Genomic DNA, 22,283 nt, shown 5'->3' with positions numbered 1-22,283 from the left:
GTGTCCACGAGAGGTGCGTCACCTTATTTCTTAGTATTTGATTTTGTTTCGCTTTCTGCGCTCGTTCCCTCACCTGAAACAGGGTGAGGGGCGGCTATGTTCCCGATCTGATCCGCCACGATGCGGCTTGTCTCGATCCCAAGGCGGCGCCGATCGATACCCCGCGTGTAGATTTCTGCGGTCGCGAGGTTCGTCCACCCGTACTGAGCAAGGAGGTGATGTGACGCTGCGCCACCTTCAGCGGCAAGCGTCGCGCTGAGCTTCCTTAGGCCATGCGCGGACTTATAGACCTTCGCGTCATTGCACTGGTCGCGAAACCAATTCCCGAACCCCTCCTTAACGAAAGGCTTGCCGCGAGATGTCTCGACCAGGTGCAAGCCTTTGCGAGGCGTAGCATTGATGACAGTAATCAGATCATCCGAAAGTTCGACCGTGATCCGCGCGCCTGTCTTCTCTGTATCCATAGAAAGGATCTTGCCGCTGATGTGCTGGCGGCCGGCTCTCACCACATCAGATCGGCGCAAACCAGCCAAAAGCATAAGCTCCATCGCCAACCGCGCCGTCGTGCCGATCTCGTGTTTCTGACGGAATGCCTTAACCTCGTCGATTGTCCAAGCGGGGAAGCCGCCCTTCTTGTAGTCGGGCGCCTCGACGCCAAGCGATGGATCTACGGCGACGAGTCGCATCTTCTTTGCCCAGCCGAACATGCCGCGCATTACCTTGAGGAAATTCCCGGCCATCGCCGGCGTCTCATGCCGCTTATCGACGCCCTCTTGGATGACGTCCTGGGTGATGACCTTTAGAGATGACTTTGCTGCGGTCTTAAGCACCTTCACCATGATCAAACGCTGCTGCTTTTGCGTGGCGGGGCTGTACCCTGCCCACTTTGCGCTTTCTGTCGTATATCTCTCCCACAACCAGCCCAGTGTTCCTTCGTGCGCCGTTTCCACCTTGACCGGAGAACCGTTTAGCGCTGCCATGTATGCCGCCTTGAACTCGGGGTCATTGGGATTGGGCAAGCGGATCCGCTTCCCTTTTCCGAGACGAAAATAAAAGACCCACTTGTTATGGCGGGTCTTCTGCTTGTGCACATGTGGGTAGAGTTTCCTGGGCATGCCCGAGATTTCACAGTACGGGACGCGAGTAGTCAATTCCCTTACCCTTTTCGTTCTCGGAACTCGGTATGACGGTGATGACGGTATCGCCCACCTTTATCTCGATCCGGCACCCTGAATTGTTAGCAACCTCGGCGGCTCGCATCATGTCTTGTTTTCGTAGAATCGCCGGCTGGGTCACTGGGAATGATCCCCCCCGAGTTTCGGAGGTTCGATCATTTCAACGATTGCTTCGATCTCGTCGGCAGCTGCACGTAGTCGCTGCGCAAGCGGCTTGTGACCGTAGCCGCTCACGTTGCATTCGCTCAACGCTTTGGCGGCTCTGCCGAGACGCACGAAATCGTCCTTCCATGCATTTGCCGGATCGACGCCAAAGGCTGCTGCGAATAGCTCGATGTTTTTTGCTGCCGTCTCAAACGTGGCTGTTCTATTCTGGACTGCCCGCTCCAGTTCGTCTTTATAGCGCTGGCGGTTTCTCTCTATTTCTTCATCAACCCGCGCCCGCGCTTCTTTGGTCGCCTCGTTGACAAGTAGTCGCATCGCGCCATCGGCTCGACGCAAAATGCTTGCAAGGAAGCCGCGCGATATCGGAGCTGGGCTGTTCTTCTCTGCCTCGCGGATCGTTTTCCATGACCGGCCATCGAATTCGCGCAACCCCCACTGGGGCGGTAGATCGGACAGATCATCCACGACGCCAGGCGCGGTGTGTATCCACCAGAGATCGCAGTATTGCGCGACCGATTCCGCTTTTCTCGGATCTGCGGCCTCACGCTTCCAATCGGAACGGGTGACTTTGATCTCTACGCCGTGCAACTCCAGACCGCGAGACGGCCAAAGCGACATGATGACGGCGTCCGCATAACGGCGAGATCCCGATCCAGTCGCGTCGGCAACTTCCCACATGATGGCATATTCAGGTTCCGCCCAGCGCTTTGACATTCCGTTGCGGATGTCTGTCGATGTGAGCTTGATAGGCTTGGATTTTGAGAAAAGGTCCGTCATCAAGCACCTCTTTCCCGCCCGATACGCAACATCTGACGCCAGGCATTCGCAAGGCCGTTCGACACGTTTCCAAAACTACGCATAGCCCTCAGCCCTACTGCGATCATCGCATCATCTGCTTCAACAGGCACAACAACGAAGCCTTCGGGGACAGCAATGCTTTCTATGGGGCTGTTAGATCGACCATTCCAGCGGTCAATCAAATACGACAAGCGATCTTCGTCATCCAGCTGAGGTGTATCGGCTGCGCACATGGTCATGACTGCGTCACATGATGTGCAGTATATTGCGGCCTGATGATCGAGGTTGCCGCTAGTGAGCTTTCTGTAGGACTGGCTGGAATCCGTTTCGGGAGCGCCGCCGCAGAAAGGGCAAGGCTTGAGGGACTGCTTCGTAGTACCTGACATCAATTCACCTCGCTCTTAGCGCGAAGTGGGCGGTCACCCTCATCATGCTCTACGTATTCCGACAGGTCGCATCCGCAGCGCTGAAAATCTAGGATCTCCTTTGCGCGCTCCAGATTGTCATTGCATCCCCATTCGTCCAGCGCGTCGAGGAAGTCGGCGAGTTTTTGCTCAAGAGGATCACTCACTCGCTGTCCTCCTGCTTTGCCAGCGCTGCGGCGCGGATAAGCCGGTCGAGCTCGGCAACGATAAGCGCCCCAGCCTTTTCAAGATCGCGTACACGGGTAGTGGGCTTCCAGAAGTGGCGCTCCCAAGGCCATATCGACAGAAAAGCCGCCCAGCCCTCGATATCCTGGCCGTTCTTTGTCAGGCTTCCCGGAAGTTGCGTTGAGCCGCGTGCGTTATCGCTGACGGCAGCGAACATCGCATAGCATGCCGCTGCGATGGCAATGCTCCCGTCGCCATGGGCGTCATCATGATGGGCCGTCCAGCCCTCTTGCTCGATCTGTCGGCTGCGTTCGGCTGCAATCGCCTTCAGGCCGTCGCTATCCAACACTGGGTGGCGTCGAAGTGGCTGAACGAAAACTTCGTTGATGTGCCTCGCAATCAGGTCGTACTGCTCGTCGGTGATATCGGTCGCAGCGTCACTATTAACACCGAACACGATTTCCCAAAGCTCCGATCCATCAAGCTTTACATATGAGACGTGTCCTTTGCCGTCGCACACCTCGCACAGCAAGGACGGAGTGCCGATAGGGCAAGTTTCGTCATGTTCAATTTTGGTGCATTCGCAGGCTTGGGTTTCGAGGGTTGTTTCCGCCACGGACAGTGCAGCGCGCTTACCGTCCTCGTATCCGCGACGATAAGTGGCCTCACGTCGGCACTGACGACTGTTTAACCGTGTCATTGCCCATTCCTCCGCAACAGATGATAAGTTTCAAGGAATGTCTCGGCGGCAACGTGCGGATTTTCCCAAGGGAATATTTCGGCCTCAAAAGGGCGGCGCCCTTCAACCGTTGCCCATGTATGACCGTTGCTCGGCATGAGGTCCCGCTGCTCGGTCGCAAGCATGCATAGATCCAGATGCTTGATGTACGAGGGGAATAGTATCTTGACCCTGAAGCGGGAAAGGCCGGCGGCCTCGCATCGTTTCTCGACTGCTTTGAAGTCCGGGCATTTTAATTTCAGGGGCGAACTCATGTCGCCGCAGGTCGCCTCGCCAACCTCATGCATTAGCGCCGCCATCTTGCTTCCCGGCTCGGCGTGACCGGCCATGATGATGCAGTGCTGGGCTACGGAATAATAAACCCGTTTGCCTGTGCGACGGCTGACACATTGACCAGAGAAGCGTGACTGGAATGCGAGACCATAAGCAACATCCTCAATCGTCAACTGCGATCCTTCCGGATTATCGAAGTCAAAATAGGTGCCGGATCCGAGAAGGATCGTCGGTCCGATGATGTGATGGACAGGTGCGGTAAGCTCAGTCATCAGGAAACCCTCATAGGCATAACGATGTAATCTTCGTCGGCGTCGCCATCCGGCGTGAAATGTCCCGGCGCGCCGGGGTCCGTGCCGTGGAGACAAAAGGATGTGGTGGAGATGCTGGACAGTGTTTCGTTGACGAATGTCGGATTGAACCCCCGCAGATGGCTGTCGCCGTCGAATTCGATATCGACCGGCTCGGATGCATTCTGACCGTCACGCGCCACCAGTTCGATCTGCATGACGCCGCTCTGGATATCGAGGCGGACGGAAGATTTGCTGATGTCGCCGGCAATGACGCTCACGCGGGTGATGGCCTTGCTGACCGTTGCGCGGTCGGCACGAAGGAAGATGCTGCTGCGCGCCGGGATGATGCGCTTGTAATCCGGGAACGTGCCGTCCACGAGTTTGGAGACCAGCGAGATATCTTCGCATTCCATCACCAACTTGCGGTCATTGATGAAAAACGAGCAAACGGCCTTGCTGTGGCCGACGAGCTTGCGGATCGCCTGTACCGTCTTGATCGGGATGATCGGCGGATCGAACGCATTCAATTCACTCGGCGAGATCCGCGAGGCCGCCATTTTCAGGCCATCGGTCGCGACAACGGCAAGTCTGCCGTTTTCCAGTCCCTCGACGAAGGTGCCGGAAAGATACGGGCGATCCTTCATCGTCGTATTCATGGCATAGGCCACCCTGCCGAGCGCATCGGTCAGGAGGTTCGCCTGCACGGTAAAAGCCAACGGCGGGCGATCCGTGCCGATGGACGGGAAATCGGATACGGGCAGGGTGTGCAGATTAAACCGCGACCGGCCGCCGCTGACCGCCGCTTGACTTGGAAACTTGCCGGGGGCGACGGTGATTTCCGCCGACTCCGGCATGTTCTTCACGATCCGATAGAATTCATCGGCCGCAATCGTCAGGCCCTCGCCGGCGGATGGCTCCAGCAGCTCGCAGCGCGTTTCGATCTCAAGATCAAGATTGGTGCCGCGCAACAGCAGGCGGTCACCGTCCGGCTGCAACAGAACGTTTTCAAGGATCGGGATATTGTCCTTGGCGGGTACGGCCTCGGTCACGGCGGCAAGTGCCGTCAGAAGCTCGGATCGATGGGCGCGGAAATGGATAGGGTCTTTGCTCATGTGGCCCTCAGTTCCGTTTTCCGGTGAGGAGGTCGGCAATCCCACGCTCGTGGGAGGGGGGGGCAAGATCAAAGTGACGCGACAGGATTTCCATCGCCTCATCAATGTTGCCTTCTGCCATACGCCGGTATGCCTCGCCGACATGATAAAGGTCGCTGTCGTCGAGCTTATGCATTTGATCGTAGGCGTCGATTATGTCGTCTTCGTCCAGGTCGCCGATTTCAACCTGTACCTTCGCATTGAAAGTCAGATCAGAAACAATCGCAGGGCGAAGACAATGCTTCTTGAGCCATGCGGCGATACGCTCGTCATTGTGATCGTCTGAAAAATTGATCGTGATTTCCTGATTTACAAACATTTGCGGCTCTCCAGAATTTTCGCGTACATGCTGGGGCAGGGCAGCGTGATGCTGCTGCCGAAGCGGCGGATGACAACTGTGGTGAAATCAAACCTTGCCTGTTCCCAGGTGTTGCCGTTTATCGGGGCCACAAGGCCAAGCTCCTTGCATCGCGTTGTGACGCGGCTGAAGCTGGCGCCGTAGTGGTCGGCAATCTGGTTTCGGCCCATGCCGCGTTGAACGCAGCGCGCCAGCATGACGGGTGACGGCAATTTACTGCCGCCGCGCTTATCGGTGTGCCGCATGATTGACACTCCTTTCGTGGACGTTGAGAGATTTGAGAAGATTGCGGCTGTCGGCCCACGTGGCGTGGCCGACCCATGCGGCAAGGAATTTCTCCAGCCGCTGATGATCGCCGCCGGCGCGATAGGCGCGGATCTTGCGCTTCGCCCGTGTGACGCTGTCGCGGCGCAAAAGCTTGTGGGTGGGCCAGATGCGATACCCGACGAAGTTGGCACCCCGGCTGACGGGCTGGATGCTCCATTTGGAGAATCTGAGACCCAGCCGCTCGCGGGACAGTTCCTCAATCGAGGCGCGTACCTTGCGCAGATGCTCCGACGATTGCCCGAGAACCACGATATCGTCCATGTAACGATACCAGTAGCGCTCGCCGAGATCCTGTTGCAGATGCCGATCAACCACGCCGCCGTAGATGTTGGCGAAGATCTGCGACAAAAGATTGCCGATTGGCAGGCCGATACCGTCACGCGGCAGCATGGTCTCGATCAAGCGCAGCGTGGCACGGCAGGAAATCTTCGCCTCGATCAGCTGCCAGAGCGCGCTGTGCTCGATGCTGGCGAAGTATCGGGAGAAATCGGTCTTGAGGATATAGAGCGGTTCCGCGTCACAGGTCAGCCGTCGCATATCGGCCTGCAATGCAGTCGCAGCTGCATGCGTTCCTTTGCCCGGACGGCAGGCGTAGGTGCGCGGAAGCAGCGTCGCCTGAAATATCGGCTCGATGACGGCGCAAAGCGCATGCTGCGCCACACGATCCTCGAAGGGTAGCGCCGATATCATCCGCTCCTTCGGATCGAAGATCTTGAAATTGTGCGGCTGGCCGGGACGATAGCTGCCATCGCGCATAGCCTGCGCCAGATCCTCCAGATTGAGGATCGAGAATTCGTTGAACTCCAGAAAGCCGGTCGTCAGGCGCTTGCCAAGGGCGGTACGCCTGAAGGCATAACGCATGTTGGCGTCTGCCGTGATCTTTCCGATAAGGTTCCGGTATTTCTTTCCCATGATAATCGCTCCGGATTGCCGGTCGCGGGTTTCGACGGCATAGCCGCTACTCCCCGCTTTACCGGACCCTGTCATGTGTTCGCCGAAGCCGGACGATCGGGCCGACCACCCTGACGGCGTGGCATAAACCGCCGTGCCGACCGTGGAAGATGACCGGCGTGGCCGTGGCCTGCGCCGAGTCGTGAATGGATCGTCGCTCGCGCCGCGCGCCCCGATGTTCTCGTTCGAGTTCTCGGGCCAGTAGTCCAAGTTCGCGTACCGGGAGCCGGCGTTGTCGCCGTTGATCCAGGAGCCGCCAAAGATGGACGGGCGCAACAGCATCATGACCCCGACCGCCCGTTGCCTTTTGCGTTCCGGATCCACTGGCCGAGCATCGATCCCGTTTCAGCAATATGGCGCAGCGCCACCTTGTGCTGATGATGGGAAAGGAATTTCAGCTTCGGATCGGAGGCAAAGCGCAACCAGAAGCGCAGCGTTGCCAGATTGGCGTCTGCTGCGTAGAGCTTTGAGGCCTGTTTCGACTTCGCTGCCTGATAGAGAAAGCCGACCTGGTCAAACAGCAGTCCGATCAGCCGATCCCGCAGCACGCCATGGCTGCGAGGGCATTTCTGGAAGATCGGATAGAGGTAGGCCACGGCTTTCTCGAATTTCTCGACGATCGCCAGATCCTGCGGATTTACATATTCATCTCGTGTCATGGCTGGCGATCATCCGTTTCAGGGGACCCGCGCTTTCGCGCGTGTCAGGCATGGTTCAGGTGGTCGCTCGCGCCGCGCGCCCCGAGGCTCACGAACGAGAGCTCGGGCCAGCAGTCCAAGTGCGCGCACCGGGAGCCGGCGTCGTCGCCGCTGACCCAGGAGCCGCCAAAGATGGACGGGCGCGGGTTGTCCGGATCGCCGTCCGTGCCCCACTGCCACATGGTGCCGGTGATATCGAAAAGGCCCCACTTGCTGATGAAGTTGATGGCGTTCTCGTCGAGCGCGCCGGTTACGGTCGGCTCACTGTCACGGGATGTGCGCTCCTTCACGCCATAGGCGGCAGCAAAGAATTCTTCCGCGCCGAGAAGGCGCTTGCCGTGACCGGTGTAGATCTCCACAGCCGTCGCATAGTCGAGCGTCTTGAAACGGTTCTGGCCGTCGAGCTTCATCGGCAGGTCGCGGCCATCGGCGATGATCGCCCTGGCGCGGCTGGTGCCCTGTTCGTGGTGGTCGGCATCCAGAAGGTAGATGTCCGCCCAGAACAATTTGCCTCCCAAGGTCTCGACCAGCGCCATGCCACGCGGATCCGGGCACGAAGGGCGAAACCCGATATCCCAGATGGAATAAGGGTTGATCGCAGGCGCGCTGTCGCCGCCTTCGCGGGCCTTCGCGTTGCCGCCCGGGGCGAAATGGAAACCGGCAAACAACGGCTCTTCTGTCGGCGACGATTGCAGAACCCTGCAGAACAGGTTGCCGCTTTCATCGATGCCGACGCCATAATCGCGACCGGGGAGAAGTTCGCCGGTCGGAACGGGCGTATCGTCGTCGAAGCGGACCGGGCGATTATCGGTCACGACAATGGTTCCTGCCTTGACGATAATATCGGTGCGGCCGATGGCCGCCAGAACCGGGCTTGAAAGATCACGACGCGTCATTCCGAGCGTGTGTTTGGTGAGGTTGGCTGTTGCCGTCATGGTGATAATCCTGATTGAAGGGAGAGAAAGAGACCCGCGCTTTCGCGCGCGTCAGGCAGGCGTCAGGTGGTCGCTCGCGCCGCGCGCCCCGATGCGCTCGATCGAGTACTCGGGCCAGGAGCCCAAGCCCGCGAACCGGGAGCCGGCGTTGTCGCCGTTGAGCCAGGAGCCGCCAAAGATGGACGGGCGCGGGTCGTCGATGTCGCCGTCTGTTCCCCAGACCCAGAGATTGCCGGTTGCCTGCATGAGGCCGTAGAGGCTGGTGCGTGCTGCATCGAGACCGGTAGTGCGCGGGCGATTGGTGGCGCTGGAGCGTTCGGTCACGCCATGGGCGGCGGTTCGGAATTCGTCAAAGGTCAGCAGGCGCTTGCCGTGGCCTTCGAGGATGGATTTCGCGGTCGGGTAATCGAGAAGATCCAGCGTGCTGCCGGTGGCTGGCGTCACGCCAAAGCGGCTGGTGCCGTGCACGGCGTGATCGACGCCGAGAAGATAGATATCGACCCAAACGATGTTTCCGGCGATGACGCGCACCATGCCGCGCGGATCCGGGCAGGCGGGGCGATACTCGATATCCCAGAGGGAATGCGGATTGATGGCCGGCGTGCTGTCGCCGCCCTTGCGTTCGGTCGCATTGCCGCCGGGGGCGAAATGGAAACCGGCGAAGAAGTCTGCTTTCAGGGGATTGTCGTTGGCGACGGTGGCGAACAGATCGCCCATGGCATTGATGCCGACAGCATAGTCGCTACCGGGCACCAAGTCGTCGAGCGCAATCGCGGTTTCGCGATCATAGGAATACGTGCGGTCGCCGATCTCGACCAGCGCCCCGGCCTTGATGGAGATCGAGGTCGGGCCGGTGGCGAGCAGGATCGGCCCGCTTGGGCTGGGATTGTGAATGCTGATTGTCTGCGGTTCGGCAGTCGTTGTCATGGGTTGGTCCTTTTTGGTTTGGGCTGGACGTGGTCAGACGCGTGCCGCTGCGGCGTGCATGCGTTCGATTTCGGAGAGACGGGGCGCAGAGTGCCACGCCACCGATGCAGCCGAGCAGAAGCACGGCAGTGATGCATGCAAGAAAGAAGCGGCCATAAGGAACGGCGCTGTCCTTGCGGAAGGTGCCGAGGTCATGGCGGGTCTGCGGGATCATGGGGGAAATGTGGATCAAAGCTGCCTCCATCCGTTTCGGATGCCGCCTCGCGGGAGAGGCGGACACCGAAACCGGACGTGGCGTCACGCAGGCAACGGCGTCATTCGACGGCCGATGCGCAAATCCTTCCGTGCGTGCAACAGGGTGATGTAAGAAATGCGAAGCGCATCGGACGCCCGCACATCGCCTGTCTGGTAACGTTTGCGGATCTCGGACGCTGCCCGAAGGCGAGCGAATGCCGAGATGATGTGCGCGGCACCTGCGCGCCAGCCGTCATCAATGTAAGACTGCCGGAATGCAGGTCCGCAATGTGCTTTGCGGCGCTGTGCTGGTGAGAATTTCGCCATGTTAATCTCCGTCCGTTCGGGAAACCGCCTCTGGTGAGGCGGAAACCGGAGCGGACGATCAGGCGGCAGCGCGCTTTTCGAGAACGCGCTTGTCATAGGCGCGGATGGCGGCAGCTCCGCCGCAGCGCTTGATCTCGGAATCCGTGAAGTATTCGCGAAGCGGCGTGACCATGCAGAGGTCACCCTGGCGCAGAATGGCGTCGGACATCGCGTCAATCAGTTCTTCGTCGTTGTTGGTCTTGATGTGCAGCATTGCGGTCTCCATCCGTTGAGATTGGACCGGGCGGCGCGAGGTTGAGAGGGGCTAGGGTCGCCGCCCGGTCTTTCTCCGAGCCGTGAGGTCAAAGCGGCTTGGATGGAGAGGATTATTTGCCAAATAGGCACATTTCGTCAATATAGATTTTGCCTATTTGGCAAATTATTTTTGACAGATAGGCAAAATATTGAATCTCAAACATTTTTCTCGGGCAACAAAAAAGCCCGCCGTGTGAATGGCAGGCTTTTTATGAAGGTCGCATCTGGATATTTATCCCGACGCTGTCATCTTTTGTACTAGGCGTTGCCGAGCGGCCGGCGTTAGTTTTTTCCATTGACCGCTTCTAATGACAGACTGGATGGCGGCGACCCAGACGATTTGTACTCCTCGGATGGGCGGGGCGTTGTGGCTTTCCAAATCAAACGTGCCTTTCTCCGAGCCTCTCAACACCCGCTTAAGGTACCGCTGACCAGTAGAGGTTTTAACCGCCGCTTCCCATCCTAAGACTTCTTCAACAACCACGCCCTGTCTCCAGCAGATTATGATGTCGCCATCGTCATATCGTGGCCACATAGATTCGCCGTAGACCTCAAATGCCAGGGCATCTTCCGGTAACGGGAAGGGCGTTTCTATTTCGTAGAGGCCTTCCGGCGGGATCTGCTCTTCGTCGGGTGATATTTCTGCTCCTGCTCCGATTCGCCCCATGATTGCCACCACGTTTGATGTGCGCGGGTTTGTGGTCGGCAACAAATCTTGTGGCTCGACCGCCAAAGCTGCAGCAAATAAATCCATATGATGAACGGACAGCCTTCGCTCGCCCTTCTCCAATCGTCCAGTGAACGACACCGAAAGGCCTGTCTCTTCAGCAAGTTCCTCGATTGTGAGGCCTTTGCTTTTCCGAATTTCGCGTATGCGGTTGGGATAGTTTTTGTCCATGAGGCAAATTTCCATTTGCTGATGAAACGCGCCAGAGCCTAATAGGCAAAAAATGTGCTTGACGAAAATTTGCCTATTTGGCACATTTCGCCGCATGGACGCTCTATCAACATTCTTAAGTGAAACAGGTGAGAAGCTTTCGACCTTTGCTGTGCGCATCGGTCGCTCGCCCAGCACCTTGTCTCGCGCCATATCGGGTCGCAGAGATCCAAGTATTGACTTGGCGAGGGATGTTGAGAGGGGCACACGCGGGCGCGTCTCCGCTATCCAGTTCATTGAGGTGTGCCTCAATGCGCAGAACCCGGAAAGCGCATCACTTCAGGAGGCCGCAGAATGACGGCGCTCCAGTTTTTCCGCAGCGTAGGGAAGTGGTCATCCCGCGTGGCTCATAACCACGATGTCGCAGGTTCGAATCCTGCCGCTGCAACCAATCCCGTCGCTTTCCTGGCAGAGCGCGCACGGGATGCCGGACGGAAGAGGCTTTGCACGCCTGCGGACCCTTCCGTCCGGATCGCCTTTCCTGTTGCGCGAGGGTTACTCCTTTCCCCTCCGCGCACCCGCCGTGACGCCTTTCCTCCCGGCTCCGGCGGCCCTTTTCTTTCGTTGTTCCCATCTTTGTCTCTCCAGCTTGTGCCGCCGCTGATGTGGCGGGGCTGTGGTTGATCTGATGGGCAACGAATAGGCCGCGCCTGCGCGGGCTTCACCGAATCCTTTTCCGATTTTCTTTCCTTGACGCGTTTTCAGGGGTGTTTTCGTGCGCACTATTTCCGAAGAAGAAATCCGCAGCCTGAAGGGTGCGACAGACGCCAGCTACAAGCTGGGCGGCGGCGTGACCGATTTTCCGCTGCTGACCCGCGTCAACGTTTCGACGCTCTCCAAGTATGCCAGCTTCAATGACGAGAATGGCGAAGCGCTGATCCCCGTCGATGTCGCCATTGAGGCAGACCGCCGCGCGAAAAGTCCCGTCATCGTAACCGCCATGGCGCGAAAGCTCGGTTACCGGCTCGTCGTCGATGACGAGCGCCAGCCCGAAGCGCGGCCGATCAATGAGGCCGACATGATGGACCTGATGTCGGAGTTTGCCGATGTCATCAAGGTTGTCCAGGAGGCGAGCCGCACTGGGACGCTCGGCACTGCTGCCGTAACCAAGCGCATCACCAAGGAAGTGCACGAGCTTATTCGTGAACTGAAAGAGCTGATGGTCAACGCGCCGCAGAGGCCGGACCGATGACGCTCGCCATGGCCGAAACCAGCCGCCCAAAACTCGTCAAGGAGGCCCGCGCTGCGCGGGTTCTCGCCCTTTGGCGGATTGGCCGCTCCACCCATGAAATCTCAACAACGCTTGGCCTCGCGGAATGCGAGGTCTGCCGCATTATCGAGGAGGCAGGACATTGAGTGCAGCCGTTTCTCTCTTTGCGCAACCGCTTTCGGATCGTGACCGGGGTTTTCTGCGCCATGTTGCTCACGCAGACGGCTGGCGCGACATCCGTCATGGCGAGATGCCGTCCGCCGTGCAGTGCATGCGCGCCGGATATGTCCGCCTCTCGAATGACAAGCGGCAGGTAATCATCACCAGCAGCGGGCAGACTTACCTCCGCCAGTTGAGAGGTGTGCACTGATGGAGCTGTTCGATGCACTTCCAGCCCCGATCCGCACGGCGATAAATGACGCTGGTTTCGAGTTTGTACCGCGCTTTGCTGCAAGGCTGCTGGCACGGGGTGTCTCGGCTGATCGTGCCGCCGAGATCATCCGTGAAACCGACCTGCGCCTGATGCGCAAAGGCGGTGTGGCATGACGCTCATTGGCGAACGCAGACAATTCATTCTCGGCGAAGCCTGCCGGCAAGGTTACTTCGACATTGGAAGCGAGGGAGACCGCAAGTCTGCCGTATCGCTGCACATGGCGGGTTTTCTTGCGCGGGATCCGAAGGTGTCAGGCCGGTTTTATCCGACAAGTGCCGCGAGAGACGAGACCGGCATCATTGAGGATGAGGGTCGTGAAGAGCGCGTTGCACTGGCAATGGGACCATACCAGCTTCTGCCGCCACTCACGAAAGACGAATTCGCTGGGCTCGAAGAGGATATCCTTGCCAACGGCGTGCTGGTTCCTGTCGAATATGATGAAAACGGCAATATTCTCGATGGTCATCACCGTGTCGCCATCTGCGAAAAGCACGGTATCAAGGATTGGCCGCGTTTCGTGCGCAAGGGTCTTTCGGAAGACCGGAAGCGCTCATTCGCCCGTTCGCTGAACCTTCGCCGCCGCCATCTGTCGACGGCACAAAAGCGCATCGTCATCGAAGAACAGTTGCGAGAAACACCGTCCCTGTCATCGCGGGCGATCGGCGATCAGCTTGGCGTCGATCACAAAACCGTTTCCGCCGCCCGTAAGCGGATGGCCGATGGTGGGGAAATTCCCCACCAGTCCGAGATTATAGGTCGGGACGGCATTGCGCAGCCCGCCTTTAAGCCGATCCGCACCATGTTCCTGCCGGAACCTGCGAATTTCAAGGAACTGACGAAGGTCGCCAAGATCAAGCGGGCCGAAGATCAGAAAATCCGGCACGCCGTCCGCACCGATCTCGCCGTCCAGATCGCGGCACGTCAGAACGTTGCGCCCTGGTGGAAGGGCGTTGGGCAGGATGAAAGCAGGGCGTTCCCGATCATCTATGTTGACCCGCCGTGGCGCTTCAAAACCTATTCGGAAGTGACCGGCGGCGAAAAAAGCGCCGAGAACCATTATCCGACAATGTCTCTTGAGGAGATAATGGATCTCGGTTGCCCCGGCGCTCACAACTCGGCGGTGCTTATGTGGGTGACCGACCTGTCGAACGGCGTGAAAACGCTGGAGCGATGGGGTTACACCTATAAAAGCTTCTGGGGCTGGAAGAAGGTTTATCCCGGCGAGCAGACCGGGACCGGTTACTGGAGCTTCGATAACCTTGAGCTTCTTCTGATCGGCACGCGCGGCGATTTCCCGGCGCCCATTCCCGGCACGCAGCCCATCAAATGCACCGACCATCCAGTCGGCCGCCACAGCGAAAAGCCGGTGTGGTTCGCTGAACAGATCGACCGGCTTTATCCGACCATGCCCAAACTCGAAATGTTCCAGCGCCGCGAAAGTCTCGCGGATGGCGACGTGCGCCTGAATGGAAAGTGGGAGTTCTGGGGAAATCAGGCAGGCACCCAAGAAGGGGACACCGATGTACGCTGAAACGCTCCTCAATCATCTTGCGCCACCCCCGCAGTTCAACAGCAAGAAGCGCTGGAACCACGGCCTGCCGCTCATCATCGACAGTTTCGCGGGAGGCGGCGGCGCATCGACCGGGATTGAGTTGGCGCTGGGTCGCTCGCCGGATCTCGCCATCAACCACAATCCACAGGCCCTTGCCCTGCATGCCGCCAACCACCCTGATACGCTGCATATCTCTGAAAACATCTACAAGGTCGATCCGCTCGATTACGTGGCAGGGCAGCACATCGGCCTTGCCTGGTTCTCTCCTGATTGCAAGCATTTCAGCAAAGCCAAAGGCGGCAAGCCGGTGGAGCGCAATATCCGCGATCTTGCCCATGTAATTCCGTTCTGGGTCGAGCGTGTCCAGAAAAGCGGCGGCAAGATCGACGTCATCATCATGGAAAACGTCGAGGAATTTGCGACGTGGGGACCACTCGTCCAGACCGACCGGGGATTGATGCCAGATCCGGAGCGGAAAGGGGAAACCTTCCAGCAATGGTGCAAGAAGCTTCGTCGTCTCGGTGGCAAACTGGAAAAACGGGAATTGCGCGCATGCGATTTTGGTGCACCGACGATACGCAAGCGCCTTTTCGTCATCATCCGTTTTGATGGTCAAAAGATCGTCTGGCCGCAGCCAACGCACGGCGCGCCCGATGATGCGGATGTGATTGCCGGTCGTAAACTGCCATGGCGCACTGCGGCGGAATGCATCGACTGGTCAATCCCGTGCCCGTCGATCTTCGATAGCTCCGCCGATATCGCCGAGAAACACGGTCTGAAGGCTATCAGGCCTCTGGCGGACAATACCATGGCTCGCGTGGCGCGCGGCATGAAGCGCTACGTTCTCGATGCTGAGCGGCCTTTCATCGTCAACCTGACGCATGGCGCGCGCTGCGAGGATATTGATGAACCTGTCAAAACGGTGACCGGGGCGAACCGTGGCGAGAAGGCGATTGTTTCGCCTTCTCTGATTTCGGTTGCTCATGGTGACAGCGGCGGACGGCGGGAATATCCGATCGACGAACCGCATGGTGTCGTCACTGCTGGCGGTATCAGTCACGGTCTCATCGCGCCATCGGTCATTCGTTTTAATACCGGGGCGACGGGTAGTGATATGCGCGAGCCTGCGCCCACGGTCACGGCGAACAGCTACATCAAGAAGCCAGGCGGCGCAGCGCCGATTGGCATGATCGCGCCGCACTTGATGACGATGCGCAACGCCGGCAAGCCGTTTAACGGCGCTGATGAGCCTACGCATACCATCACCGCCGGCGGCGCGGGTCTTTCCCTGGTGGCGCCTGTTCTCACAGCTGCACAGCATGGCGGGTCCAATCGATCCGTCGAAGATCCGCATCATACGATTACGGCGAGCAAGAAGGACCAGAACAGCGTCATCTTTCCGACGCTCATACAGACCGGATACGGCGAGCGGGACGGGCAGTCACCGCGATGCCTCGATATAGACAAGCCTTTGGGAACGGTTGTTGCTGGCGGTGTCAAACATGCTGCCACCGTTGCCTTTGTCGCGCAGCACAATAATGACAGCCGTCGCGAAGGTGGCGTCAATCCGGGCAGGCCTGCCGATGCGCCGATGTCCACCGCAACGCAAAGCGGATCACAGCAAGGCGTTGTCTCCGCCTTCGTGGCACGCCAGTTCGGCACTTCTACCGGCCACGAGATCGACCGTCCGTCTGCGACGGTGATGGCTGATGGTGCTGGTAAATCGCAACTGGTGACGCCATTCCTTCAGGCCTATTACGGCACGGGTGACGGCGGCGAAGAAAATCAGCCAGCGCGCACCATTACCACGAAAGACCGGCACGGCCATGTCGAGGCGGCGCTTTATATTCCGCCATTTACCGAAGCGCAGGCCGCCCGCGCCCGTGAAGTCGCGGCCTTTTTGCGGTCGCACGGGTTCTGGGATGAGCGCGAGTTCGTAACCCTCGAAATTGACGGGCACACCTTCGTCATCGTCGATATCGGCATGCGGATGCTCACGCCGCGCGAATTGTTCAATGCGCAGGGCTTTCCCGGCGGATACCAAATCGATGGCGTCTGGGTATCTGAAAACGGCAAGGAAACGTGGATAGCATTTCCCAAGTCCGTACAGGTCTCCTGCGTCGGGAACAGCGTCAGCCCGCCCGTGGCGGAAGCGCTGGTCGGGGCGAATTGTTCGCACCTCATTGCGGAGACTATGGCCGAATGACGGGGCGCGAGCAGGAAAACCGCCAGCGTGAAAAGGCTCGTGTCGCGCGGCTGGAGGATATAACCCGACGCTGCAAGGGCGACAGGTGGCGGTTCGACTCCGATGGAGATCAGACGCATATCATCGCGCGGCGCTCGACGGGTGAGAGCGTCATTCTTGGCACGCTCTATGCGGAAGCCTTGCCGGATGAAATCGAGCTACTGACCGGGGCGCTGGAAAACACCATCTTGTTCCTGACCCTGCGGGATCGCGCCAAGATTGCCTTTCGAAGCGGTCAAAGCCCGCCACCAGAACGGCAGCCAGCCAACCGCTTGCGCGATGGTGACTTCGCCGCAAACGCGGCCATCCTCTGCGCGGATCAGCTGTTTCATCGATTTCTTGAGCAGCGGCAGCATCCCGCCGAGTCGCGCACCATCCACAACAAGGATCATGCCGACGCGGTCCTGAAAACCCTGATCGGCATCACCAGCAAGACACAACTCAATCGTGAGGAACGGGCGCAGGCGGCGTTTATCGACCTGCGCACGGACTTCGAAGTATGGAAAGGGGGCCGGTCATGACGGGGATGTCGCCGGTTATCGAACAGCTACAGGATTGCAGGACGGATGCGGAGCGGGCGCGGTGGCTGCTCAACATCCCGACGTTCATCTTCTATCGCGAGCAGACGGCCATCTATCGCGTCCTGCGGCAGGCTGGTTTCGTTCGCGGCACGCAACTCGTCGATCTTGAGATCTCGGCGCTGGTGACGGTGCGGGATCGCTTTGGGCGACTGCCGACCGACGTGCAGGACGTTCTCAACGCGGCTCGCACCTTCATGGAGACGTTGGCGCGGAAAGGCGGTGTGAAATGAGCACTGAAGCAACGATCCGGCGCGGCGTCCGCAACGCAAGCTATTCCGTTGTTCCTAATCACGTTTTTGAGGACGTTCGGCTGTCAATGGAGGCGCGGTGGCTTCTGGGCTACCTGCTATCAAAGCCGGACAATTGGACTGTGGTTATAGGTGACATCATTAACAAGGGAGGTTGCGGGCGCGATAAAGCTCGCAAGATGATCGCTGAGCTGGTCGAGTATGGTTATGCTGAACGCGAACAGGCGCGCGAGGACGGCAAATTCGGATCGTCTGTCCTTGTAATCTACGATGAGCCGCGCCGGTCGAGCACTCAGGAAATCAGCCACTTGAGGATGTCCAATGCGGAAAGTGTTGCAACTTTACCGCAGACGGATTTACCGGCGACGGCAAAACCGGCGACGGATTCGCCGTCGCCGGTAAAATCGGCACATAGTAATAACTCAAATCTAGCAATTACTGACTCTCAAGGCGCCAGCGCCGAAGAGGGAGATTTGAAAAAGGTTGATCGGAAAAAGATTAGCCGCGAATTCACGCTCTGGTATGCGACCTGGAAGAAGGGCGAGGAAGAGTATGCCCGCAATGCCTGGTTTGCACTTTCGGACGATGAGCGGACCGAATGTATCGAGCGTACGCCAGCCTATCTGCGATGGGCAAAGCCTTCCGACATCATGGCCGCCTCAGTCTATCTCAAAAACCGCCATTGGCGTGACATGCCTGACAGCGCGAGAGATGAGCCAGCAAAAACGCACGGCATTGCCAAGGTATGCGGCAAACTCTGGATGGGCGTCTGGCTGGATACGGTGAATAAGGCTCCGGATGTGGCCCCTCGATTTACTCTCGTTGACGATCAAGAGATCGCCGATGGCAAGGTCACTCGTGACCAGCTGCTACGACATAAGCGGATAGCGTATGGATGGAGCCAGATTGCCCGAATGACTGACAAAGCCCGCAAATCGGAGCCGTTTGTCACCTCTCTGGAACTGCTGCCGTATGTCGAAAGCTTTCGACAGGTTGAGCGCGGCAGCGACCTATACCTTGCATGGCAGCGCCTGCATGAGCGCCGAGGGCTGCCTTTCCCAGAAGGTCTACGGGATTGGTTCTGGATGCCGCCCGTCGATGACGGCGAGACCGACATTGATGCGGCTGTCGAGGCAGCTCTTTCCCAATTTCTGAAATCCATCAATGAGGGACGGCACGATGATGCAGCATAAGTTTGAAGGCATTTCCGGCGTATCCCTCAAAGGGCTTATGAAGCTGGACAAGATCGCTCAGGAGGCGGCAAGGGTCGCTCATGAACGCGAATCGGCGTCGAAAGAGAGGGCGCACAGCGTGTCTGATTCGGCTTGGGTGATAGCGCGCGTCGAGTATGGACGCGAAAAGGCTGTTGAAAATGCCATGATCGGAGCCGGTATAGAGGCGTGCGTCATTATGCGAATGGGGCCTGAAAGGAAGCGCCACGGAAGGCGACTGCCTGCATCCAGACTGCCCGTCTTCAACGGAATTGTGTTCGTCTACTGCCTCCCAGACAACCACGCTTTGCGTGGCATCCTGTCGTTCGACGGCGTCAAAAGCATCGTGATGGGCGGAGAGAAGGCGGTCAAGGTCAGCGTCGAAACGATAAATGAGTTCAAGGAATTGGCCGCAGATGGTGCATATGATTACGGACGTCGCTCGGATGCAATCAAGAAGGGCGACAAGGTCAGGATCACAAGTGGTCCGTTCGTCGGTTACGAGGTATCGGTCGATGCGTTTGGCGAGGGTGGGCACGGAGACGCAGTGGTAACCATTGTCATCTTCGGAAAGCCATCCGTGTTCAACATGCCCCTTGCAATGCTTGAAAAAGTGTGAGTACAAATCTGCCCACGGTCGATGCGGTTCTTAGTGGCGATTACGTTTCACGCCCGCACCCAGTCCTGACAGTCTCCAAACCGAGACACCGACTCAGGGCCAGTGCTACAGCTATGCGATGATGAATGACAGGGCGGCCAGATGGTCGCCTTTTTGCATTGTAGGTATAGGCAAAGATTCGCCGACCATCGGTCGCCATCGCTCCTTAGGCCTTCGAACCTCTCCGGTCGGACCCCCCACCCCCTCTTGGGTCCTCCCTCGATCCCCTCCCCATGCGGGCCGGGACGACCCCGAAAGTTCGCTAGTTACGGCGCGCAAAAAACTGACCTGACTCACCTGACTCGAAAGCTGACGACCTGACTCAAATGGCAACAGATGCACAGCACAGCCTGCCGATGGATGGCGGCCTCTGGATTACCGTTGCTGAACTTGCCCGCCGGAAGGGGGTGAGTAAGCAGACGGCTGCCGAGAAGGTGAACCGACTGGAGACCGAGGGAAGGATTTCGACCCGCAAAGAGGGTCGGTCCCGGCTTGTCGAGTTGGCGGCGTATGATCGCGCCGTCGGTACGTTTGGGGATGCTGCTAAGGAGATCGGCGCGCAGACGAAGCGTGATGACGCTTCTGGTGAGAACTCCGCATTGCGAGACGCCCAGACGGACCGGGCGAAGTATGAGGCTCGACTGAAGGCGCTCGATTTCGCTGAGCGCAGTGGTTTGGTTATTCCGCTCAAAGGCGAGCACGGCATTGAGGGCGCATTGGTTAAGATCTGCGACCAGGTGCTTCGAGATCTTGGCGCGCCGATGCAATGGGTTGATGACCTGATGGAAGCAAGCCGGAAGGGGGAGCCTCACTTTCGACGCGTGATGCGTGGGAAGGTCGGGGATTTACGGAAGCTGGTTGCTGAACACTTGCTGGCGCTTTCGGGTGAGGCGGCGAAGGCAGAAGCGGACGGCATCAACATCAACATCCATTTCGACGGCGACGAGTAATGCAAATTTCTCTTAAGCGTTCTGCGCTCGCGGTTATCGCGGCGACGCTGGCGGCTGCGATCATGCCGCCCGAACGGCTTGATGCCGTCGAGTATGCCCGAACCATTGTTGTTCCGGATGGGCCTCGTGCGCTCGATACCTGGGATGACAGCCTGACACCGCACATCCGCGAACCGTTGTTGATGACGATGGTCGAGAGCGGACACAACGAAATCGCGGTTCGGAAATCTGCGCAGACGGGTTTCACGACCCTAATGCTCTGCTCGGCAGCTTATTCGATTGCGCAGGACCCTTGCCGAATGATGATCGTCCAGCCGACGACCAACGCACTCGCGGAGTTCAACCGCGAGAAGCTCTCTGTCATGCTGCAGCAGACAGAGGGATTACGGAAGCTGGTTCGTGACCAGACCAGCAGGTCCGGTGAAGGCTCAACGGCGCTGGCAAAGCGCTTCCCGGGCGGTTCACTGAAACTTGCTATCGCGAATTCTGCCGCTGATCTTCGTTCGTCCACGATTCGAAAGGCGTTCCTCGACGAGATCGACGAGTACCCCGATGACCTAGATGGGCAGGGCGATCCGTTCGCCATGATCGAGGCCCGTCAGGAATCATTCCTCACCTCTGGCGACTGGCTGCGGACTTACGTATCCACTCCGACCGTGAAAGGGTCGTCGAAGATCGACGACAAATTCATGGCTGGCGATCAGCGCTATTGGAACATGCCGTGCCCTGGCTGCGGATCGCATTTCAAATTCGTATTCGACCGGAAATACTTCCGGTTCAATGACGAGTTTCCTTACGATCCCTATTACGCAACACCATGTTGCGGCACCATCATCCAGAGCCACGAAAAGGTATCTCTGTATCGCAAGGGGAAGTGGATACCGGAGGCCTCGCGTCCAGGGGCATATCCGTCCTACCATTTCGATGCCCTGACATCGCCGTTTGTGCCGTGGGAGAAGATCGCTGAGCGCTTTATCGGCTGCAATGGCGATCCGCAAAAGCTCAAAGCTTTCTTCAATCTGACCCTCGGTCTCGCTTTCGACATGAAGGGCGACGCTCCCGACCACGTCAGACTGATGGAGCGCCGGGTGAAGGATCTGAAGCGAGGTAGGATTCCTGCGGGCGGCATCGTCTTTGTAGGCACCGCGGACGTGCAGATGAAGGGCATCTGGTATCTGTTTAAGGCTTATGGGCCTGATCGGCAGAGCTGGCGTGTGGATGCCGGCTATATTGAAGGTGATACGGATGATCCGCATGGTGGCGCCTTCCTCAAGCTTGAGGAGCTGCGCCAGAAACATTGGCCGGATGCTTTCGGGAGAACCCGTCAGGTTGATGTTTTCGGGATCGACTCCGGTTACCGCGCCCATGTCGTTTACACTTGGGCGCGCGGTAAGGCTGGCGTTTTTTGCCTCAAGGGTCTCGACGGATGGTCGCGTCCACCTATGGGCCAGCCGACCCCGCAGGACATCAACTGGAATGGCAAGCGTATACGGGACGGCGTGATGGTCTGGGGTGTTGGAACGTGGTCTTTGAAGGGGGCCTTTTATTCCAATCTCCGTAAGGAGGGCAGGGCCGCCGGGCACGAAGTTGATCCGCCCGGTTATTGTCATTTCGGCGACTGGATGGACGAGGAATATTTCAAGCAGATCACGTCCGAATATCTTGGCGTCGAGAGCCGCAAAGGCAAAAGCAAAGGTAGAGGCAAGGGGCAAACCCAGCAGAAGTGGATTCCTCGTATTGGATACGAAAACCATCTGCTCGACTGCGAGATCTACGGCGATGCGCTTGGGGACTATCTCGGTATTTCGCGCATGACGCCGGAAGAATGGCAACGACTTGTCGCAATGCGTGGCGTTCCCGAAGAGGTATTCCGGGCAGACATGTTCGCTCCAGCCCCGCTCTCTGTACAGCAGGCAATTGTCGAGACCGTCTCGGATGTTCCGGAAGTAACCGGAACGTATGACGCGGACGAAAAAGAGGGGGGTGACTGGCACCAGCCCGTATCATTCTGGGATTGACGTTC

At 58.4% G+C, this 22,283-nt stretch carries 28 protein-coding genes and 1 tRNA gene; 13 read left to right on the top strand and 16 right to left on the bottom strand.

Annotated elements, in window-relative coordinates; genetic code table 11:
• Positions 1–23: 23 nt before the first annotated feature.
• The 16 genes from ACQZ48_RS03105 to ACQZ48_RS03030 form a co-directional block, all read right to left on the bottom strand.
• Positions 24–1,115: a tyrosine-type recombinase/integrase gene (locus ACQZ48_RS03105; protein WP_448728529.1), complete on the bottom strand. Its 1,092-nt coding sequence runs from the start codon at positions 1,113–1,115 to the stop codon at positions 24–26.
• A 177-nt stretch (positions 1,116–1,292) separates the two neighbouring features.
• The gene (locus tag ACQZ48_RS03100) at positions 1,293–2,117 is read right to left on the bottom strand and encodes a hypothetical protein (RefSeq protein WP_448728528.1); all 825 of its coding nucleotides are present in this window, start codon (positions 2,115–2,117) and stop codon (positions 1,293–1,295) included.
• The gene (locus tag ACQZ48_RS03095) at positions 2,117–2,524 is read right to left on the bottom strand and encodes a Lar family restriction alleviation protein (RefSeq protein WP_448728527.1); all 408 of its coding nucleotides are present in this window, start codon (positions 2,522–2,524) and stop codon (positions 2,117–2,119) included. Before ACQZ48_RS03095 ends, ACQZ48_RS03100 begins: the two co-directional genes overlap by 1 nt.
• The gene (locus ACQZ48_RS03090; protein WP_448728526.1) at positions 2,524–2,709 is read right to left on the bottom strand and encodes a hypothetical protein; all 186 of its coding nucleotides are present in this window, start codon (positions 2,707–2,709) and stop codon (positions 2,524–2,526) included. The genes ACQZ48_RS03095 and ACQZ48_RS03090 overlap by 1 nt, the downstream gene beginning before the upstream one ends.
• Positions 2,706–3,428, bottom strand: a complete 723-nt coding sequence (locus ACQZ48_RS03085; protein WP_448728525.1) for a hypothetical protein — start codon at positions 3,426–3,428, stop codon at positions 2,706–2,708. Before ACQZ48_RS03085 ends, ACQZ48_RS03090 begins: the two co-directional genes overlap by 4 nt.
• Positions 3,425–4,012, bottom strand: coding sequence for a hypothetical protein (locus ACQZ48_RS03080; RefSeq protein WP_448728524.1), 588 nt, complete (start codon positions 4,010–4,012; stop codon positions 3,425–3,427). Before ACQZ48_RS03080 ends, ACQZ48_RS03085 begins: the two co-directional genes overlap by 4 nt.
• On the bottom strand, positions 4,012–5,145 hold the full coding sequence (gene dnaN, locus ACQZ48_RS03075) for a DNA polymerase III subunit beta (RefSeq protein WP_448728523.1): 1,134 nt from the start codon (positions 5,143–5,145) through the stop codon (positions 4,012–4,014). Before dnaN ends, ACQZ48_RS03080 begins: the two co-directional genes overlap by 1 nt.
• Before the next feature lie 7 nt (positions 5,146–5,152).
• Positions 5,153–5,503 carry a hypothetical protein gene (locus ACQZ48_RS03070; protein ID WP_448728522.1) on the bottom strand — a complete coding sequence of 117 codons (351 nt, stop codon included), beginning with the start codon at positions 5,501–5,503 and terminating at the stop codon, positions 5,153–5,155.
• Positions 5,494–5,787, bottom strand: coding sequence for a hypothetical protein (locus ACQZ48_RS03065; protein ID WP_448728521.1), 294 nt, complete (start codon positions 5,785–5,787; stop codon positions 5,494–5,496). The genes ACQZ48_RS03070 and ACQZ48_RS03065 overlap by 10 nt, the downstream gene beginning before the upstream one ends.
• Positions 5,771–6,856: a reverse transcriptase domain-containing protein gene (locus ACQZ48_RS03060; protein ID WP_448728520.1), complete on the bottom strand. Its 1,086-nt coding sequence runs from the start codon at positions 6,854–6,856 to the stop codon at positions 5,771–5,773. The genes ACQZ48_RS03065 and ACQZ48_RS03060 overlap by 17 nt, the downstream gene beginning before the upstream one ends.
• Before the next feature lie 245 nt (positions 6,857–7,101).
• Entirely contained in the window at positions 7,102–7,479 is a 378-nt protein-coding gene (gene avd, locus ACQZ48_RS03055; RefSeq protein ID WP_448728519.1) for a diversity-generating retroelement protein Avd, read from the bottom strand.
• 44 nt (positions 7,480–7,523) lie between these two features.
• On the bottom strand, positions 7,524–8,453 hold the full coding sequence (locus tag ACQZ48_RS03050; RefSeq protein WP_448728518.1) for a hypothetical protein: 930 nt from the start codon (positions 8,451–8,453) through the stop codon (positions 7,524–7,526).
• A gap of 51 nt (positions 8,454–8,504) precedes the next feature.
• Entirely contained in the window at positions 8,505–9,380 is an 876-nt protein-coding gene (locus ACQZ48_RS03045; protein ID WP_448728517.1) for a phage major tropism determinant, read from the bottom strand.
• A 297-nt stretch (positions 9,381–9,677) separates the two neighbouring features.
• Positions 9,678–9,941 carry a hypothetical protein gene (locus tag ACQZ48_RS03040; protein ID WP_448728516.1) on the bottom strand — a complete coding sequence of 88 codons (264 nt, stop codon included), beginning with the start codon at positions 9,939–9,941 and terminating at the stop codon, positions 9,678–9,680.
• A 58-nt stretch (positions 9,942–9,999) separates the two neighbouring features.
• A complete protein-coding gene (locus ACQZ48_RS03035) occupies positions 10,000–10,194 on the bottom strand; it encodes a hypothetical protein (RefSeq protein ID WP_334154260.1) in 195 nt (64 codons plus the stop codon).
• Between the two features lie 273 nt (positions 10,195–10,467).
• Positions 10,468–11,325: an XRE family transcriptional regulator gene (locus tag ACQZ48_RS03030; protein WP_448728515.1), complete on the bottom strand. Its 858-nt coding sequence runs from the start codon at positions 11,323–11,325 to the stop codon at positions 10,468–10,470.
• 162 nt (positions 11,326–11,487) lie between these two features.
• On the opposite strand from ACQZ48_RS03030, the gene ACQZ48_RS03025 reads away from it, so the two are divergent.
• From ACQZ48_RS03025 to ACQZ48_RS02965, 13 genes are all read left to right on the top strand, one after another.
• Positions 11,488–11,563, top strand: a tRNA-Met gene (locus ACQZ48_RS03025).
• A 324-nt stretch (positions 11,564–11,887) separates the two neighbouring features.
• On the top strand, positions 11,888–12,364 hold the full coding sequence (locus ACQZ48_RS03020; protein WP_448728514.1) for a phage regulatory CII family protein: 477 nt from the start codon (positions 11,888–11,890) through the stop codon (positions 12,362–12,364).
• Entirely contained in the window at positions 12,361–12,528 is a 168-nt protein-coding gene (locus ACQZ48_RS03015) for a hypothetical protein (RefSeq protein ID WP_448728513.1), read from the top strand. Before ACQZ48_RS03020 ends, ACQZ48_RS03015 begins: the two co-directional genes overlap by 4 nt.
• Positions 12,525–12,752, top strand: a complete 228-nt coding sequence (locus ACQZ48_RS03010; RefSeq protein WP_448728512.1) for a hypothetical protein — start codon at positions 12,525–12,527, stop codon at positions 12,750–12,752. Before ACQZ48_RS03015 ends, ACQZ48_RS03010 begins: the two co-directional genes overlap by 4 nt.
• Complete coding sequence (locus ACQZ48_RS03005; RefSeq protein WP_448728511.1) at positions 12,752–12,928, top strand: hypothetical protein; 177 nt, start codon at positions 12,752–12,754, stop codon at positions 12,926–12,928. Before ACQZ48_RS03010 ends, ACQZ48_RS03005 begins: the two co-directional genes overlap by 1 nt.
• Positions 12,925–14,346, top strand: a complete 1,422-nt coding sequence (locus ACQZ48_RS03000) for an MT-A70 family methyltransferase (RefSeq protein ID WP_448728510.1) — start codon at positions 12,925–12,927, stop codon at positions 14,344–14,346. Before ACQZ48_RS03005 ends, ACQZ48_RS03000 begins: the two co-directional genes overlap by 4 nt.
• Positions 14,336–16,573 (top strand): DNA cytosine methyltransferase, encoded by a 2,238-nt coding sequence (locus tag ACQZ48_RS02995; RefSeq protein WP_448728509.1) that lies wholly within the window; start codon positions 14,336–14,338, stop codon positions 16,571–16,573. The genes ACQZ48_RS03000 and ACQZ48_RS02995 overlap by 11 nt, the downstream gene beginning before the upstream one ends.
• Positions 16,570–17,133, top strand: a complete 564-nt coding sequence (locus ACQZ48_RS02990; RefSeq protein ID WP_448728508.1) for a hypothetical protein — start codon at positions 16,570–16,572, stop codon at positions 17,131–17,133. The genes ACQZ48_RS02995 and ACQZ48_RS02990 overlap by 4 nt, the downstream gene beginning before the upstream one ends.
• Positions 17,130–17,423, top strand: coding sequence for a hypothetical protein (locus tag ACQZ48_RS02985; RefSeq protein WP_448728507.1), 294 nt, complete (start codon positions 17,130–17,132; stop codon positions 17,421–17,423). Before ACQZ48_RS02990 ends, ACQZ48_RS02985 begins: the two co-directional genes overlap by 4 nt.
• Positions 17,420–18,634: a helix-turn-helix domain-containing protein gene (locus ACQZ48_RS02980; RefSeq protein WP_448728506.1), complete on the top strand. Its 1,215-nt coding sequence runs from the start codon at positions 17,420–17,422 to the stop codon at positions 18,632–18,634. Before ACQZ48_RS02985 ends, ACQZ48_RS02980 begins: the two co-directional genes overlap by 4 nt.
• A complete protein-coding gene (gene nusG, locus ACQZ48_RS02975) occupies positions 18,621–19,271 on the top strand; it encodes a transcription termination/antitermination protein NusG (protein WP_448728505.1) in 651 nt (216 codons plus the stop codon). Before ACQZ48_RS02980 ends, nusG begins: the two co-directional genes overlap by 14 nt.
• 365 nt (positions 19,272–19,636) lie before the next feature.
• On the top strand, positions 19,637–20,260 hold the full coding sequence (locus tag ACQZ48_RS02970; protein ID WP_448728504.1) for a winged helix-turn-helix domain-containing protein: 624 nt from the start codon (positions 19,637–19,639) through the stop codon (positions 20,258–20,260).
• Positions 20,260–22,278: a phage terminase large subunit family protein gene (locus ACQZ48_RS02965; RefSeq protein ID WP_448728503.1), complete on the top strand. Its 2,019-nt coding sequence runs from the start codon at positions 20,260–20,262 to the stop codon at positions 22,276–22,278. The genes ACQZ48_RS02970 and ACQZ48_RS02965 overlap by 1 nt, the downstream gene beginning before the upstream one ends.
• Positions 22,279–22,283 lie beyond the last annotated feature (5 nt).

This window comes from Agrobacterium sp. 22-209-1 (assembly GCF_053522485.1).
Note: the sequence above shows the minus strand (reverse complement) of the source record. Positions and strands in the feature narration are given on the sequence as shown.